Origin of the sequence: Citrobacter sp. RHBSTW-00017 (assembly GCF_013797615.1) — a bacterium.
Lineage (GTDB): Bacteria > Pseudomonadota > Gammaproteobacteria > Enterobacterales > Enterobacteriaceae > Citrobacter > Citrobacter braakii.
In genome coordinates, this window is record NZ_CP056899.1 from 2,101,089 (window position 1) to 2,116,797 (window position 15,709).

The 15,709-nt window shown below is 54.0% G+C and carries 19 protein-coding genes; 2 read left to right on the top strand and 17 right to left on the bottom strand.

Going from position 1 to position 15,709, the window contains the following annotated elements; all coding sequences use genetic code 11:
* From rcsA to fliF, 14 genes are all read right to left on the bottom strand, one after another.
* Entirely contained in the window at positions 1–624 is a 624-nt protein-coding gene (gene rcsA / locus HV037_RS10145) for a transcriptional regulator RcsA (protein ID WP_016153497.1), read from the bottom strand.
* A 289-nt stretch (positions 625–913) separates the two neighbouring features.
* Complete coding sequence (fliR, locus tag HV037_RS10150) at positions 914–1,699, bottom strand: flagellar biosynthetic protein FliR (RefSeq protein WP_019077076.1); 786 nt, start codon at positions 1,697–1,699, stop codon at positions 914–916.
* A gap of 8 nt (positions 1,700–1,707) precedes the next feature.
* Entirely contained in the window at positions 1,708–1,977 is a 270-nt protein-coding gene (gene fliQ, locus HV037_RS10155; protein WP_181500264.1) for a flagellar biosynthesis protein FliQ, read from the bottom strand.
* A gap of 9 nt (positions 1,978–1,986) precedes the next feature.
* The gene (fliP, locus tag HV037_RS10160; protein WP_006684053.1) at positions 1,987–2,724 is read right to left on the bottom strand and encodes a flagellar type III secretion system pore protein FliP; all 738 of its coding nucleotides are present in this window, start codon (positions 2,722–2,724) and stop codon (positions 1,987–1,989) included.
* Entirely contained in the window at positions 2,724–3,101 is a 378-nt protein-coding gene (gene fliO, locus HV037_RS10165; protein ID WP_029139581.1) for a flagellar biosynthetic protein FliO, read from the bottom strand. The genes fliP and fliO overlap by 1 nt, the downstream gene beginning before the upstream one ends.
* Positions 3,101–3,514: a flagellar motor switch protein FliN gene (fliN, locus tag HV037_RS10170; protein ID WP_003030433.1), complete on the bottom strand. Its 414-nt coding sequence runs from the start codon at positions 3,512–3,514 to the stop codon at positions 3,101–3,103. The genes fliO and fliN overlap by 1 nt, the downstream gene beginning before the upstream one ends.
* On the bottom strand, positions 3,511–4,515 hold the full coding sequence (gene fliM / locus HV037_RS10175) for a flagellar motor switch protein FliM (protein ID WP_003030434.1): 1,005 nt from the start codon (positions 4,513–4,515) through the stop codon (positions 3,511–3,513). The genes fliN and fliM overlap by 4 nt, the downstream gene beginning before the upstream one ends.
* Before the next feature lie 4 nt (positions 4,516–4,519).
* The gene (fliL, locus tag HV037_RS10180) at positions 4,520–4,987 is read right to left on the bottom strand and encodes a flagellar basal body-associated protein FliL (RefSeq protein ID WP_016153493.1); all 468 of its coding nucleotides are present in this window, start codon (positions 4,985–4,987) and stop codon (positions 4,520–4,522) included.
* 104 nt (positions 4,988–5,091) lie between these two features.
* A complete protein-coding gene (gene fliK, locus HV037_RS10185) occupies positions 5,092–6,306 on the bottom strand; it encodes a flagellar hook length control protein FliK (RefSeq protein WP_181500265.1) in 1,215 nt (404 codons plus the stop codon).
* The gene (fliJ, locus tag HV037_RS10190) at positions 6,303–6,746 is read right to left on the bottom strand and encodes a flagellar export protein FliJ (RefSeq protein WP_016153491.1); all 444 of its coding nucleotides are present in this window, start codon (positions 6,744–6,746) and stop codon (positions 6,303–6,305) included. The genes fliK and fliJ overlap by 4 nt, the downstream gene beginning before the upstream one ends.
* 21 nt (positions 6,747–6,767) lie before the next feature.
* A complete protein-coding gene (gene fliI / locus HV037_RS10195; RefSeq protein ID WP_016153490.1) occupies positions 6,768–8,138 on the bottom strand; it encodes a flagellar protein export ATPase FliI in 1,371 nt (456 codons plus the stop codon).
* Entirely contained in the window at positions 8,138–8,845 is a 708-nt protein-coding gene (gene fliH / locus HV037_RS10200) for a flagellar assembly protein FliH (RefSeq protein ID WP_016156842.1), read from the bottom strand. The genes fliI and fliH overlap by 1 nt, the downstream gene beginning before the upstream one ends.
* Positions 8,838–9,833 (bottom strand): flagellar motor switch protein FliG, encoded by a 996-nt coding sequence (gene fliG, locus HV037_RS10205; protein ID WP_016153488.1) that lies wholly within the window; start codon positions 9,831–9,833, stop codon positions 8,838–8,840. Before fliG ends, fliH begins: the two co-directional genes overlap by 8 nt.
* The gene (gene fliF, locus HV037_RS10210) at positions 9,826–11,508 is read right to left on the bottom strand and encodes a flagellar basal-body MS-ring/collar protein FliF (protein ID WP_181500266.1); all 1,683 of its coding nucleotides are present in this window, start codon (positions 11,506–11,508) and stop codon (positions 9,826–9,828) included. The genes fliG and fliF overlap by 8 nt, the downstream gene beginning before the upstream one ends.
* Before the next feature lie 216 nt (positions 11,509–11,724).
* Between fliF and fliE the strand changes: the two genes are divergently transcribed.
* The gene (gene fliE / locus HV037_RS10215) at positions 11,725–12,039 is read left to right on the top strand and encodes a flagellar hook-basal body complex protein FliE (RefSeq protein ID WP_016153486.1); all 315 of its coding nucleotides are present in this window, start codon (positions 11,725–11,727) and stop codon (positions 12,037–12,039) included.
* Positions 12,040–12,084: 45 nt separating this feature from the next.
* On the opposite strand, the gene yedF is transcribed toward fliE, so the two are convergent.
* Together yedF and yedE are read right to left on the bottom strand one after the other, a co-directional pair.
* On the bottom strand, positions 12,085–12,318 hold the full coding sequence (gene yedF / locus HV037_RS10220) for a sulfurtransferase-like selenium metabolism protein YedF (protein ID WP_000790504.1): 234 nt from the start codon (positions 12,316–12,318) through the stop codon (positions 12,085–12,087).
* A complete protein-coding gene (yedE, locus tag HV037_RS10225) occupies positions 12,315–13,520 on the bottom strand; it encodes a selenium metabolism membrane protein YedE/FdhT (protein WP_019077070.1) in 1,206 nt (401 codons plus the stop codon). Before yedE ends, yedF begins: the two co-directional genes overlap by 4 nt.
* 185 nt (positions 13,521–13,705) lie before the next feature.
* On the opposite strand from yedE, the gene yedD reads away from it, so the two are divergent.
* A complete protein-coding gene (gene yedD / locus HV037_RS10230) occupies positions 13,706–14,119 on the top strand; it encodes a lipoprotein YedD (RefSeq protein ID WP_016153484.1) in 414 nt (137 codons plus the stop codon).
* Positions 14,120–14,159: 40 nt separating this feature from the next.
* Here the strand turns inward: yedD and amyA are convergent, their stop codons facing one another.
* Positions 14,160–15,647 (bottom strand): alpha-amylase, encoded by a 1,488-nt coding sequence (gene amyA / locus HV037_RS10235; RefSeq protein WP_181500267.1) that lies wholly within the window; start codon positions 15,645–15,647, stop codon positions 14,160–14,162.
* Between the last annotated feature and the right edge of the window lie 62 nt (positions 15,648–15,709).

Consider the following 15,709-nt stretch of genomic DNA (forward strand, 5'->3'; position numbering starts at 1 on the left):
TTAGCGCGTATTCACAAAGATACCATTGGTAACGTTATCGGTGAGTCTCACAACGTGATAGATAACTTGCTTATTATGCGTCTTTATCTTTCGTTTTATATTCCCCTTATGGGATGACACGGTCTTGGCCTTGATATTCATTTGGTCGGATATCTGTATTGTTCCCTGACCCTCCATCCACATGCGTAGCATGCTGGACTCGGTACGGCTCAATGATAATGTCGGTAGATTCACATCAATGACAAAATCTACTTCTTTTTTCAGAATATCGCCAAGGAGTTCATCCAGTGAATCTGGTTTAATCGACTTAGAACTAATCAATAAATTTTTTCTGACTAATAGATACTCATCAAAATGCACGTTGGCAATTGCCATAAACACAATAAATAATGTGCCAGGATGCTGATTAATGATTTGCTTTATTTGCTGGCTATTAGCAGGATCGTGGATAAAGCAGTCCTCATTAATAAACACCACAGCGGGCTGTTGAGAGACACAGGCGAGACTGAGCTCCTCAACGTTGGAAATGTTGTTGATTTCCCTTTTCTTCACCCCCCGACTTACCAGATATCCGGTCAACCCTAGCCGGGTGTAACTGCACAAATCCATAATAATCGTTGACATGGCATACCCTCACTCAATGCGTAACGATAATTCCCCTTACCTGATTATTTTCATCACAACTAAACGGAATAATAACGACCCAAGATGACGCTTTCGCTGTTTTTCAGGCGAAATTACTATCCCGTAAAGTTGCGTATAATTTGCCAGGAAACATCTTAAAGTAAAGTAAATGTTGCGTTATGTGAGTGAGTCAATAATAAATAAACCGCGACAGAGATATCCTGGTGGATGTTGTCGCTTTTTAAATTTAGGACAATCCTTAGTAAAACAGGATAAAAATTAAGGGTTATTATTTTCCGGGCATTTCGCTGACAATATCAGCCAATAAATTAAAAATTTCGCTGAATAATCGCTCGCAGAACGGCGCAATTAATGGCATCAGGGCCGCCATTAAAGAAATACCCACGGCGAGGGTGAGTGGAAAACCGATAACGAAAATCGACAGCTGCGGGGCCATGCGATTCAACAGACCGAGTGCGAGGTTTAGGGTGAGTAGTAGCGTCATTATCGGCAGGGCCAACATTAGCCCGTTGAGGAAAATCAGGCTACCCGCCCGCGCCAGCGCGAGAAACGCATTGCTGTTCACCGGATTGCCGCCGATTGGCAAGGTATGAAATGTATCCACCAACAGCGAAATAAGCCACAAATGGCCGTTAAAAGTCAGGAATAACAGCATGGCGAGCATGTCGATCAGTCTCGCCAGTACCGGCATATTCAGACGGCTGCCGGGATCAAAGAAGGTTGCGAAGGAGAGACCCATTTGCAGACCAATTAATTCCCCGGCGGTACGTACTGCCGCGAAGGCAAACTGCATAGTGAAGCCCAGAGCGATGCCGATCAGGATTTGTTGCATTGCCTGCCATAGCGCCCCGATAGAAAAGATAGGGACGTCTACCGGGGGAATCGACGGAGCGATAACGACGGTTATCATTAACCCCAGCCCCAGTTTTACTCGTTTGGGGATCGCGCGCTCGCTGAGAATCGGCGCCGTTGAGATGAGCGCCAGGATGCGCAGCAAAGGCCAGAAGTAAAGATTCAGCCAGTGGAGCCACTCAACGCTGGTCACCTGCAGCATAATGTCATCTACCCGATGATGTAGGGGATATTGCTGAACAGCGTACGCACGTAGTCGAGCAGCAGGTTAAGCATCCACGGGCCGGCAACAATGATGGCAATAAAAACCGCGACAATTTTGGGAATGAAGGACAGCGTCATTTCGTTTATCTGGGTCGCCGCCTGCAAAATACTGATGATAAGACCTGTGACGAGGGCGACCAACAGCAAAGGCGTGGCAAGGGCCAGGGCGACTTTCATCGCCTCTGTGCCCATCATCATGACCGATTCAGGTGTCATTTCGCGCCTCTAACTGTAAAAGCTTTGAGCTAGCGAGCCGACAAGCAACTGCCAACCGTCTACCAACACAAACAGCATCAGCTTGAACGGTAGCGCGATCGTGGCCGGGGGGACCATCATCATCCCGAGCGCCATCAGCACGCTGGCGATGACCAGGTCGATAATCAGAAACGGAATAAAAATGGTAAAGCCTATCTGGAATGCCGTTTTCAGCTCGCTGGTGACATAGGCTGGAAGCAAAATCCGCATCGGTACGGCTTCTGGTCCCTGTAGGGGACCGCTGTTTGCTAAGCGCGCGAAGAGTGCCAGATCGGCTTCACGGGTCTGGCGCAACATAAACTCGCGCAGCGGCTGTGCGCCTTTCTCCATGGCTTCCTGCATAGAGATTTTCTCTTCGCTGAACGGCTGATATGCGTCGACGTAGATTTTGTCGATTACCGGCGACATGATGAAAAAGGTCAAAAATAGCGCCAGACCCAGTAGCACCTGGTTCGGGGGGGCCGAAGGGGTTCCCAGCGCATTTCGTAACAGACCGAAAACGATGATGATGCGGGTGAAGCTGGTCATCATCAATAAAATCGCGGGCAGGAACGTCAGTGAGGTGATAAACACCAGCGTTTGCACGGGTAAAGACCAGCTTTGTCCGCCGCCAGGCAGCGGCTGGCTAACCAGACCCGGGAGCTGGGCGAGGGCTACTGGGCTGAAAAGCCATAAGCCTGCCAGCGTGATGGATAACAAACGGCGCATCAGGATCTCCCGGGACGCTTAAGCAAACTCTTCATCATGGCCTGGAAATCCGCGGGGGAGGCCGGTTTTTCTTCTGCATCAGCAGGCGCCGGGGGCAGGGTGTGCAACACGTTAATTTGCGAGGCCGTGACGCCCAGTACCAGGCGCGCATCTTCAACCTCAACAATCACCACGCGCTCACGTGGACCCAGTGAGGTACTTGCCGCAACTTTCAGTCCGCGCGTACCGGCGCTTTTGGGGGCAAACCCCATACGCTTAATCACCCAGGCTGCAGCCAGGATCAATACGATGATCCCAAGCAGCGCGCCGCTTACCTGAACCAGCGGTGAGCCGGGTACGGCGGCTGGCTGAGAAACTGTAGCCTGGGTATTCATGATTAACGGCTCAGACGGCGCATGCGTTCAGATGGGGTAATAATGTCGGTGATACGTACGCCGTATTTGTCTGCGACAACCACCACTTCACCCTGGGCAATCAGGTAACCGTTGATCAGGATATCCAGCGGCTCACCCGCCAGCCCATCCAACGCGACGACCGAACCCTGCGTCAGACGCAGCAGCTCTTTGATGGTCATGCGGGTTCGGCCCAATTCGACGGTCAGTTTGACCGGAATGTCCATGATCAGGTCGATGTCCTGCAAGGCACCGCTGACGTCGCCGCCACCTAACTGCTGGAATACCGCATCGGCCGCACTTTTGGTGGGCGTGGTTTTTTGCTCGTTTAACGCGTCAGCCCACAGATCGTCCAATGCACCAGTGTTCTCATCGGACGGATTATTCATATCACTCATTTGGGCTGTTCCTCATTCAGCGAATTCAAAATCGGGTTTATCAGATGTTCTACGCGTAACGCATACTGACCGTTCACCGTGCCATACTGGCTGGTCAGTACAGGCACGCCGTCCACATGAGCAATAATGCGGTCGGGTTTTTCAATCGGCAGTACATCGCCGGGTTTCAGTTTTAAAATCTGGGATAGCCGCAGCGGAATGTCAGCAAAGTTTGCCACCAGCTCCAGCTCAGAATGCTGAACCTGACGCACCAGATTATTGCGCCAGTTCTGATCTTCATTACGCGAGTTTTCCAGCGGTGGGTTCACCAGCAGCTCACGCAACGGTTCAATCATGCTGAATGGCAGACAGATGTTAAATTCACCGGTCAGGTTGCCAATTTCAACGTGGAATGGGGTATTGACCACGATGTCGTTAGGAGACGTGGTGATATTGGTAAATTTCACCTGCATCTCGGAACGAACGTATTCCACTTCCAGCGGATTGATGGCCTTCCACGCGTCGCTGTAGCTTTCCAGCGCCAGCTTCAGCATGCGGTTGATAACGCGCTGTTCGGTATGGGTAAATTCACGGCCTTCCACTTTCGTCGGGAAGCGGCCATCACCGCCGAACAGGTTATCGACGGCGATAAATACCAGACTCGGTGAGAACACTACCAGACCCGTACCGCGCAGCGGCTTCAGGTGGATTAAGTTCAGGTTGGTCGGAACCGGTAAGTTGCGCGCAAACTCGTGGTATGGCTGGATACGGATCGCACCCACGGTAATATCCGGGCTACGGCGCAACAGGTTAAATAATCCCATACGGAACTGGCGCGCGAAGCGTTCGTTAATGATCTCCAGCGCCTGTAAACGCTCACGTACCACGCGGCGCTGGGTGTTGGGATCGTAAGGACGAATATCGCTTTCTTTTGCGATACCGGAAATGGGTTCGTCTTTAGTTTCGCTATCGCCATTAAGCAATGCGTCGATTTCAGCCTGAGAAAGAATACTGTCGCCCATGTCTTTACCGCAGAATAAAAGCTGTATAAAGAACGTCGGTGACAACCTGTTTGGGTTGCCCAACAACGAGCGGAGTCGCGAGCGTCTCTTTGATGGCGGCAATGAGCTGTTGCTTACCTTCTTCGGTGGCGAGCGTAGCCGCGTTCTGACGAGAGAACAGCAGCAGCAAGCGGCTGCGCACTTCCGGCAGATATTCGTTAAGACGTGAACGCGTTGCCTCGTCTTTCATGCGCAGCGTGATACCGATATACAGTACACGGTCCGCATCACCCAGATTGACGGTAAAGGTATCCAGCGCAAAGAATACCGGGGCTGGCGGTGGAGCCGGTTCCGCTTTGACGCTGGCGGACGGCTGCTGCTGCATGCGCCAGTAGCTATAACCCGCAGTTGCGCAGGCGGCGAGGGTAATCAATACCAGCAGAGGGATCCAAATAGCGCGTTTACTTTTTTTGTTAATCGCGGAGTCAGTCATCAGATACGGGCTTCCTGTTTCGGTACAGCTTATGGGCTGATTATCCCGTGTCCTGTCCACGACAAAGCGTGGAAAAGACGCGGATAATCATGCTACCTCTGGCGTTAGGCGAAGATGTCTACTGCTCCATCACCGCGTGCTGCAGCTTGCAGTGAGGCTGGCGCTGCCAGTACGGCGTCATCTTCAGCGGCAAAAATGTCTTGTCCCTGAGCGCGACCCGCCTGCTGTTGCTGCCCGGAAGACTGCTGATTACCGGCAAAGCTTTCACTGCTGATACTGCTTTGTCCAAGCTGGATCCCGCTTTCAGCCAACTGCGTACGCAGCATCGGTAATGCAGCTTCCAGCGCAGCGCGCACGTGACTGTGTGGCGATACCATTTGCAACTGCGCGAGATTGTCATCCAGCTTGAGGGAAATGTGCATCTGGCCCAGATCCTGTGGATGCAGACGCAGTTCTGCGCTTTGCTGGCCCTGGCGAGTAAACAGAGTGACGTGCTGGCTCAGTGATTGCTGCCATTCCTGGCTACCCAATGGCGCGCTTAGCACAGGTGCGGCGGTCGGTAACGGTTGAGCGTGGGACTGCGGGCCACTTAACGGCGCTGTCGTCATGCCAATGCTGGTCGGCGAAGGGGAGCTTTCAATTTCCGCTCTGGTCGTCGCCGCTGCCGTCAACGGGGTTAATGTCGGATTGTTTGTCTGATCTACGCTGCTGGCAGGCGTTGCAATATCCGCTTTGCCTTTTTTGGCATCACCTGGCAGCAATTCGCCAGCATTATCGGCGATAGCGCTGTGTACCGAACCTCGTGACAACGCCGAAAGCGTCGCATCAACGGGGGCTGGCGCGCTGTCGACGGCAGGCGTGGTCTGCGGTTGTCCTGGCAGCATGGCGAACAACGCGCTCAGGTTGGCGAGATCCTCATCGCTCAGTGCGGTGTTTTTTTCATCCTGCTGAGCGACTTTGCCCAGTGTCGTCAGGGCATTAACTTTCAGTGAGGGCGTGAGGGCAGACAAAAGTTGCTGAGCGTCTGTCATGTCGACAAGAGAAGTATCAGTGTGCATCTCTTTTTGCGCCAGTAGTTCGGTCAACTTGAGCGACGGTGCTGAATCGCCATTTTTTTGCAATAACCCTTTTTGCAGTTTGCTACCGGCCGCCTGTAAGTCGGCAAACGACAGCGGGGCGTCTTTACCCTGCGCGTTGTCCGCACCTAATGCACCAGCCAGCAGCGCTAAAAAATCCTCGGGTGAATCAACCGCTTTGCCTGACTGAAGACCTGCGGCTACGTCGGTGTCGGTGGTAATCAGTTGGGGTAAAGTAATCATTCGGGTTTCCTCATAGCTGCGCGCTGAGCAAATTCATCCATTTTTTTCTGATCCAGGCGGTTTTCGGCCAGTAACGCCGCCGAGGTTTGTCTGTCCTGCAGAGTCTGCCACGCCTGTAAACGTTGTTTTTTGTCGCGCCAACTGTTCAATGCCTGGTCTACTTTCTGCGTCCACTGATTGAGCTGTTGGCGGTGTTGCTCAATCGCTTTTTCCAGCGTCTGAATAAATTGTTGGTAATTGATCCAGCGATTACTGGTAATACCCTGACCCATGTCACTGTTCAGATTGTTGCGATACTCATGCTGATAATCGATCAGCATTTTCAACTGCTCTTCCGCCTGCTGACAGCCACGACGCATCTCTCCCAATAAGACAGCGGCGTCATCTACCTCTTTTTCAGCCAGGTCTTTCAGTGTGGCTAATGCACCATGTTGTGCCATGACCTATGCTCTCCTGCTTACTCACACACCAGGGAAAATCAGTTCTAACGCGTGCAGAGAATCTTCCCAGTCCGCCCGTTCAAAAATGCCTTGCTGTAAGAATGCTTCCAGTTGTGGCCATAGGGCGATGGCTTTATCCAGCATGGGATCGCTGCCTTTGGCATACGCCCCCACGCTGACCAGATCGCGGTTGCGCTGGAAGCTGGATAGCAGCTGTTTAAAGTTTCGTACCCGCGCATAGTGTTGTTCACTAATAAGCGCGGTCATGGCGCGGCTGATCGAGGCTTCAATATCGATGGCCGGATAGTGACCCGCTTCGGCCAGATGACGGGACAGCACAATGTGGCCGTCCAGAATCGCGCGCGCGGAATCCGCAATGGGGTCCTGCTGGTCGTCACCTTCGGTCAGTACCGTGTAAAACGCGGTAACGGAACCGCCGCCGTGAATACCGTTCCCGGCACGTTCGACCAGTGCCGGTAATTTGGCGAATACTGAGGGGGGATAACCTTTCGTTGCCGGCGGCTCTCCGATCGCCAGGGCGATTTCACGTTGCGCCATCGCATAGCGGGTGAGGGAATCCATAATCAGCAATACGTGCTGTCCACGATCGCGAAAATCTTCGGCGATACGCGTGGCATAGGCCGCGCCTTGCATACGTAACAGCGGCGAGACATCTGCGGGAGCAGCAATCACCACCGAGCGTGCACGACCGTCGGTACCGAGAATATTTTCAATAAAATCTTTAACTTCGCGACCACGTTCGCCAATCAGACCTACGACGATAACATCGGCTTGGGTATAGCGCGCCATCATGCCGAGCAGAACGCTTTTACCGACACCGGAGCCCGCGAAAAGTCCCATACGCTGACCGCGACCGACGGTTAACAACGCGTTGATGGGACGTACGCCGGTATCCAGGACGTGTTCAATCGCGGTGCGTTGTAGCGGGTTAAACGGCGGCGTAATCAGCGCCCCGGTTTCGGTGGTATCCGGGGCGGGCAGACCGTCGAGCGGTTTTCCGCTACCGTCAAGCACACGACCCAGCAATGCAGGGCCAAGCGGTAATTGCTTCCCGCTTTGCAGACCTTCTCCGGCAATGTTTTTTGCGTACACGCGTGCGCCGGGCAGAACGCCTTCAACCTCTTCGAGGGGCATCAGAAACAGACGCTGACCGTTAAACCCCACGACTTCACTTTCGACCTCCTGGGTTTCGTTGCCGTCCTGGCGTTCAATAACGCAGGTGGCGCCCAGCGGCAACTGTAATCCCGTGGCCTCCAGCACCAGACCAGTGGCGCGGGTCAGGCGACCGTAACGGCGCACCGCAGGCAGCAGCGACATTTTCTCTTCGAAGCTGTCCAGCGTGTTGAGCCAGCGAGTCAGGCGAGTGGTCATTACACGACTCCCGGCGCTGCCAGACGGCAGAGTTCTTGCCAGCGCGTGGCAACGCTGGCATCCAGATCGCCTTCATCGGCAGAGACTTTACAGCCGCCGTGATGCAGCGTTGGATCACCGCGCAGCCGCCAGCCGTGCAGGCTGAGGGTCGCACCGAGCATCTCCTCTACACGCTGGAGATCGTCCGGATGTACGCGTAGCTGCGGTTTACCGCTAAACAGCGGTTCTTGCTGCAACAGCTGTTGGATTTGTTTAATCAGCGCAGCGTTATCCACAATAGGCGTCTGACCTATAACCTGACGCGCAGCTTCCAGCGCCATTTGCATCAGACGCGAGGCAATGACGCTGTCCAGTGCGTCCAACGTATTCTGAAACTCGCTCACTAGTTGCTGCATGCGGGCATGGATCGGCGCATGCTGAGCGCGCGCCTGGTTCTGGCCTTGCTCCAGCCCCTGACTCAGGCCTTCCTGATAACCTTGTTCGTGGCCTTTTTGTCGACCTTCCGCCAGACCCGCGTTATAACCTTGCTCATGGGCCTGCAGTTGCAGCTGTGCGAGCTGCTGTTCAAGCTGTTGCTCTGCGGAAAGCTCTGGTTCTTCTGTTTCTTCTGACAGCGGGTTTTCGCTGTGGTCAGCCAGGACGAACTCCGCCATCGGTGGGGCGAGGTCGTCCGGGGTCCAGACTTTCCACGGCAGTTCGTTAGACATAGGTATCCTCGCCGCTGCCTATCACCATCTCGCCGGTTTCCGCCAGACGACGCACAATAAGCAGAATGGCTTTCTGTTCGTTTTCCACCTGCGACAAACGCACCGGACCGCGGTTGGCGAGGTCGTCGCGCAGAATATCGGCAGCACGTTGCGACATGTTGCGCAGGAACTTCTCGCGCAGCGGCTGTTCGGCACCTTTCAAGGCAATCAGCAACGATTCGGAATCCACTTCCTGCAGCAGGCGCTGGATACTGCGATCGTCGACATCCACCAGGTTCTCGAACAGGAACATCTCGTCGATAATTTTCTGCGCCAGCTCGCCGTCGAATTCGCGTACGGCGGTAATAACCGCTTCTTCCTGCTGGGTTTTCATCAGGTTGATAATTTCTGCCGCCGTTCTCACGCCGCCCATTTTGCTGCGCTTGAGGTTCTGGCCATCGAGTAGGCCGTTGAGTACCTCGGTCAGTTCTGCCAGCGCGGCAGGCTGTACGCCGCCAAAGGTGGCGATACGCAGCATCACGTCGTGACGTAAACGCTCGTCGAACAGCGCAAGAATATCGGCGGCCTGGCCCCGCTTGAGGTGCACCAGAATGGTGGCGATAATCTGCGGATGCTCGTCGCGGATAAGGTCGGCGGCGCTTTGCGGCTCCATAAAGTTAAGCGTTTCAATGCCGCTGGTGGTATCGCGGGTTTCCAGAATATCTTCCAGCAGACTGGAGGCACGTTCCTCGCCCAGCGCTTTCACCAGCACGGAGCGCAGATATTCGTTGGCGTTGATATTCAGCGCGGCAAACTGTTCGGCTTCTTGTTCAAATTCGGCCAGCACTTCCGTCAACTGCTTGTTGGAAATCTGGCGAACGTTGGCCATCGCCGTACTGAGCGCCTGAACTTCGCGCGTGGAAAGGTGCTTAAACACCTCCGCCGCGCGATCTTCGCCAATGGTCATCAGCAGGATGACGCTTTTATCGGTACCGGTAAGATTACTCATGATCGTTACTCATCCACTGGCGAATGACCAGCGCCACGACGCGCGGATCGTTATCTGACATTTCACGAATACGCTGACTCATGACTTCTGCTCCCAGACGCTGATTAGTACGACGCTGCTGGGTTTGTTCGTCTTTGCTGAGGCGAACTTCTACCGCTTCTTCGGTTTCCTGACGGACACGCGTTTGTTCTTGTACGGCTTTCGCTTCTTCACTGCGACGGACCAACTGCGGACGAACGGCTTTCCGCCACAGGATCCACGCCACCAACAGAACCAGCAACCAACGACCTGCGGACATTAACTGATCAATAAAGAACGGCTGTTTCCAGAACGGTAGCTCGCCAATGGAATCGTCGGTCGCCGTGAAGGGAGAGTTCACCACGTTCAGGGTATCGCCACGCTTGTCGGAGAATCCCATCGCTTCGCGGGTCAGATCCTCAATCTGTTTCATCTGCTCGGCGGTTAACGGCAACGGTTTGCCGTCTGGTAACGTTTTGTAGTTGACCACGACAGCCACCGAGAGACGCTGCACATCGCCAACGTTCATTTTGGTATGGCGAATGGTGCGGTCAACTTCATAGTTGCTGGTTTCATTGCGCTGAGTATTGTGCGGGCCGGCATTATTACTGTTATTCGCCGTCTGTGCGTTTTGCGTATTTTGCGCGTTTTGCTGATTAGCGGGTGGGGTGGCGATTGGCGCAGTATTTGCCGGAGCGGGCTGATTTGACAACGCGCCCGGGACGCCGCCTGGTGCTCCGCTACCGACCTGCTCACTGACGTTCAACTGACGAGAACGCAGCACGGCCTGGGACTCATCACCGTTTGGACGGTACTGTTCTTCGGTTTGCTCTTTGTTGGCAAAATCCAGCTGCGCGGTAACCTGCGCATGTACGTTACCGTTGCCGACAATCGGCGACAGAATCGATTCGATACGACGCTGAACGCGGCCTTCGACGTCGCTGGCGTATTTCAGCTGCGCATCGTTAAGATCGCGGCTACTGGTATTCGACTGGGTTAACAGATGCCCCGCCTGGTCGACCAGCGTAACGTTGCCCGGCGGCAAGCCTGCAACAGCGCTGGAAACCAGATGCGTGACCGCACTGATCTGACCTTCATCCAGCGCGCGACCCGGCTCCAGGTTGACGGTGACGGAGGCTGAAGGCGCTTTTTGCTCACGCACAAACAGCGACGGTTTCGGCATAGCCAGATGCACGCGGGCGCGTTTTACCGGTCCCAACGTTTCAATCGTACGGGCTAATTCACCTTCCAGCGCGCGCTGGTAGTTGACCTGCTCGCTAAACTGGCTGATACCAAACTTTTCCTGATCCAGCAGTTCAAAACCCACCGCGCCGCCTTTGGGCAGACCTTGCTGCGCCAGACGTAAACGCAGTTCGTGGACTTTATCGGCAGGAACTTCAATGGCGCCGCTTCCCTCAGTAAAACGGTAAGGAACGTTCATCTGCGTCAGTTGGGTGACGATCGCGCCACCATCCTGATCGGAAAGATTGCTGAACAGCGTGCGGTAGTCAGGTGCTTTGGCCCACAGGACCATCGCCACGATGATCGCGACGGCAGCGGCTCCCGCCACAATCAGAGGAATTCTGGGATTCGCGCGCAGGCGGTTTAACCACTCGAGAGGTTTAAGCTGGGTTGCAGTCGATGCTGTCGCACTCATCTCGCACCTCGTGGCTTATCGTGGACGGCGTTTTTTGCAAAGTGGAACAAGACTCACTCCCGGGTCAGCAAACTCGAAAAATTGACGGTCTCATTATTTGCGGTTTCGAATTTTTCTATGCGTTAAAAACCGTGGTTTTTTATCGTTATTTAACGCCTTTATCTTATTGACTAACTGGTAATCTCAACTACGTAAAAAATTATCCAGGGGATCAGCATGTCGGCAATACAGGGGATTGAAGGGGTCATCAGCCAGCTACAGACCACGGCGATGTCAGCAAAAATGCAGGATATGCAGCCACAACCGACCGTGAGCTTTGCCGGTCAACTGCATGCGGCGTTAGACAGGATCAGCGATGTACAAACCGCGTCCCGTGTGCAGGCTGAGAAATTTACCCTCGGTGAACCGGGTATTGCGCTGAACGATGTGATGACCGATATGCAAAAAGCGTCGGTATCGATGCAGATGGGGATCCAGGTGCGCAACAAACTGGTGTCGGCGTATCAGGAAGTGATGTCGATGCAGGTGTAGCAAGCCGAACATTCTCCCGCTGCGTCGGGCAACGGGAGAATCGCATTACTTCTGAATTAAATAACGAATCGTTGGACCATCCTGCTGAATATCCAGCACCGTATAGCCGTGATTACGCGCATCCAGTGGAATATTGTTGATTGACTGCGGGCAATCGCTCACCACTTCCAGAATCTCACCTTTCTTCAATTGCGGCATCGCTTCCAGTGTGGCGACAGCCGGATACGGACACGGCTCGCCGACCATATCGAGGCGATAATCAGGCACGATATTTTTCATACAGACTCCTTGGCAGGCGTCAGCCCAGCGCGACGGAAGAAGCGTTTTTCCCAGCCGATGATGAGCATCAGCGCGGTAAATAACAGCAGATAGGTTACCAGCAGGCCACCGAGCGGGCCGAAGGTGTTGAGCAGATTCACTTTGTCCCAATTGGTGGCAAGCGCGGGAGCAAAATCATCCCAATAGTAGGCCAGAATGGTCGAGCCAATAACGTTGCCCAGACCCACCCACCAGTAATGCACCTGGCCTTCAACGGCGCGGTACATCCAGCCCGTTTCACACCCGCCCGCCAGAACAATGCCGAAGCCGAACAGCAAGCCGCCGATCACCGCATTCGGACCTGCCCACATGATTTTAGGCTCGACGCCCAGTTGTACGTAGCTAAAGATACCGATGGCGCTGACCGCCATCCCGAAGATGATCGCTTTCGCCATATGGGTGCGACCGGAAATCCACAGATCGCGGAAGGCGGAGGTGAAGCAGATTTGCGCCCGCTCAATCAGCAGCCCGAACCCGACGCCAAACAGCATGGCCAAACCAAGTTTGGGCTTATCCATCGCAGTGAGGAGCGCCCAGCCGATCATGGCGATAAACACCAGCATGCCGAGGCGGAAACGGCGACGGGCCTGATCTGGCTTTTGCGTTAACGGAGAAGCGGCGGAGACTTTCTGCATTTTAACCGGAATACGAAACATCGGCAGCAGGGTAAAGCGTGCGCCAAACCATGAGCCAATAGCCGTTGCCAGCGCGAAAAACCAGGCGTGTAGCGAGAACTGTGGAATACCGGTGAAGAATGCGGCCAGGTTACAGCCCATTGCCAGCCGGGCGCCGAATCCGGCAATCATCCCGCCGACGATCGCCTGCATAATGCGCACCCGACTGCGCGGCATGCGTAATTTGACGTTGTTTGCCCACAATGCGGCAGCAAAACAGCCCCCGAACATACCGAGGATCATCATGCCGTCAATGCGGGTCAGGGGTGAGCCTTCGAGATGGATCAGCTTGTAGTATCCCCATTCTTCGGCGTGAACGCCAAACAGTTGCAGGATTTGACCACCCCAGCGAGTGAATTCGCCGGTAACGGCCCAGAAGGTTCCCGTAATGCCGAAATAATAAGTAGAGAGAATACCCGCTGCGATGACCGCAGGGGCGGGGGCCCAAAATTTAATTAACCAGGCCTGTTTGAAGTGTTGCCATGACATGCGTTGTGCCTCTGAACTCAGAAGGTATGTAACAAGAAGTGTGGATACTACACCGATCAGAATTTTTGACTATGAGTAATAAGAGGTAACACCGTCTGGATCAATCTTTCTCAACCCTGCCGAAAGGCTGGCGACATCAGGCCTTTAATGCCACAATCCCATTTTCTTCGCATGCAGGATGAATGATGAAAAAATTAGCAATCGTTGCTGTATTTCTGGCGCTTACCGGATGCGCCGAAGTAGAAAATTATAACGACGTGGTGAAAACGCCAGCGCCAGCCGGTCTGGAAGGATACTGGCAGTCAAAAGGTCCGCAACGCAGTCTGGTGAGCCCGGAAGCGATTGCCAGCCTGGTGGTAACAAAAGAGGGCGACACGCTGGATTGTCGCCAGTGGCAGCGAGTGATCGCGCTGCCGGGGAAACTGACGATGATCTCTGGCGATCTCACCAACGTGACGGTGAAACGCGAGCTGTATGAGATTGAGCGGGAAGGCAATACGCTGGAATATGACGGTATGACGCTGCAGCGGGTCGACCGCCCGACGCAGGAATGTGCTGACGCGTTAAAGAAAACGCCGCTGGCCACGCCACTGCCATAAGCTATACGCCCCGGTAGCCACCGGCCACCGGGGTTGAATTTTACAACACGTCTTCAATCACCCACACACTGACGCTACCGCCGTTACAATAAAACGTCGCTTCACCGTTCTCATCGGTGACCACGCTTTCTTCGCGATTTCCCAGATAGTCGCGCCAGGTTTTATTCCCGTAATTCGCACCGAGATTGATGGTCTTTTCCCCGTCATCGCCGTTAGACAGAACAACCACACAGCCGGGATCGTCGTCCGTTCCGCTGCGGCTAAAAGCGATACAGTTAGGGTGATCGAAAAAGAGCGTCTGTACGCCGTGCGCGAAGCGCTGGCGCGCGAGGATCAGTTCATCAAGCTGTTCAATGATCGGCATGTCGATAGGATAGGTTTCGCCATCTCCCCCGGTGTCTTCGTAATGTGCCCCGTAAAGGTCAGGATAAAACACTGACGGCACGCCGTTTTCGCGCAACAGGATCAGCGCATAGGCCAGCGGCTTAAACCACGGTTCGACAGGGGCTTCCAGCGCCTGCAAGGGCTGAGTGTCGTGATTGGCCACCAGGGTGACGGCATGAAACGGATCGGCATCCACCAGGGTGTCGGTGAAAATCTGACTCATGTCGTAATCGCGACCCTGACGAGAGGCTTCGTGGAATTTCATCTGCAAAGGGGCGTCGAATAGCATAGTTTTCCCCTCCACCTGATTAATGTAGGTTTGCAGCTTGTCGACTTCATGCGACCAGTATTCCGCGACGATAAACAGCGGCTTGGGGGCGACTTCCTGCACGTGCTCAATCCACTCTTTATAAAACCATGCTGGAATATGTTTCACGGCATCTAAACGAAAGCCGTCACACTGGGTTTGCTCCATCACCCAACGCGCCCAGTATTTGATCTCCTCAGTTACGGCGTGATTGCGAAAATCGATGTTTTCGCCCATCAGATAATCAAAATTACCCAACTCATCATCAACCTGATCGTTCCAGCCTTCGCCGGTGTAGTCGTTCACGATTTTAAAAATGCCGTCTTCGGTTGGGTTTTCGATATGGTCAATACCGCTGAAGCATTTAAAGTCCCAAATGAATTGCGAGTACTTGCCTGCGCGGGCAGGGAAGGTGTAGCGCGTCCAGCCTTCGCATTCGACGATCTCATCGTCTATTTGCGTGCGATCCTCGGCGTTAACCCGCTGGACACGAATATTCTCTTTCTCATCTGCGCCCATTTTGTGGTTAACCACCACGTCGAGCAGTACGGCAATATCATTGTGTTTTAGCGCGTCTATCGCCGCCAGCAGCTGGTTTTTATCGCCATATTTGGTAGCGATGGTTCCCTTTTGGTCGAATTCGCCCAGATCAAAAAGATCGTAGGAGTCGTAGCCAACGGAATAGCCGCCGGAAGCGCCTTTATAAGCGGGAGGTAGCCACACCATATTGATGCCGATGTCATTGAGTCCACCTGCGCGTTCGGCAAGTTCGGGCCAGAGTTGACCGCCCTCGGGGTAATACCAGTGAAAATACTGCAATAACGTGGGATTTTTCATCTTCCGTGCTCCAGAAGTCGTTTGGCCGACCTCTGGAGTATGGAAGATTATTCAGACGAGAC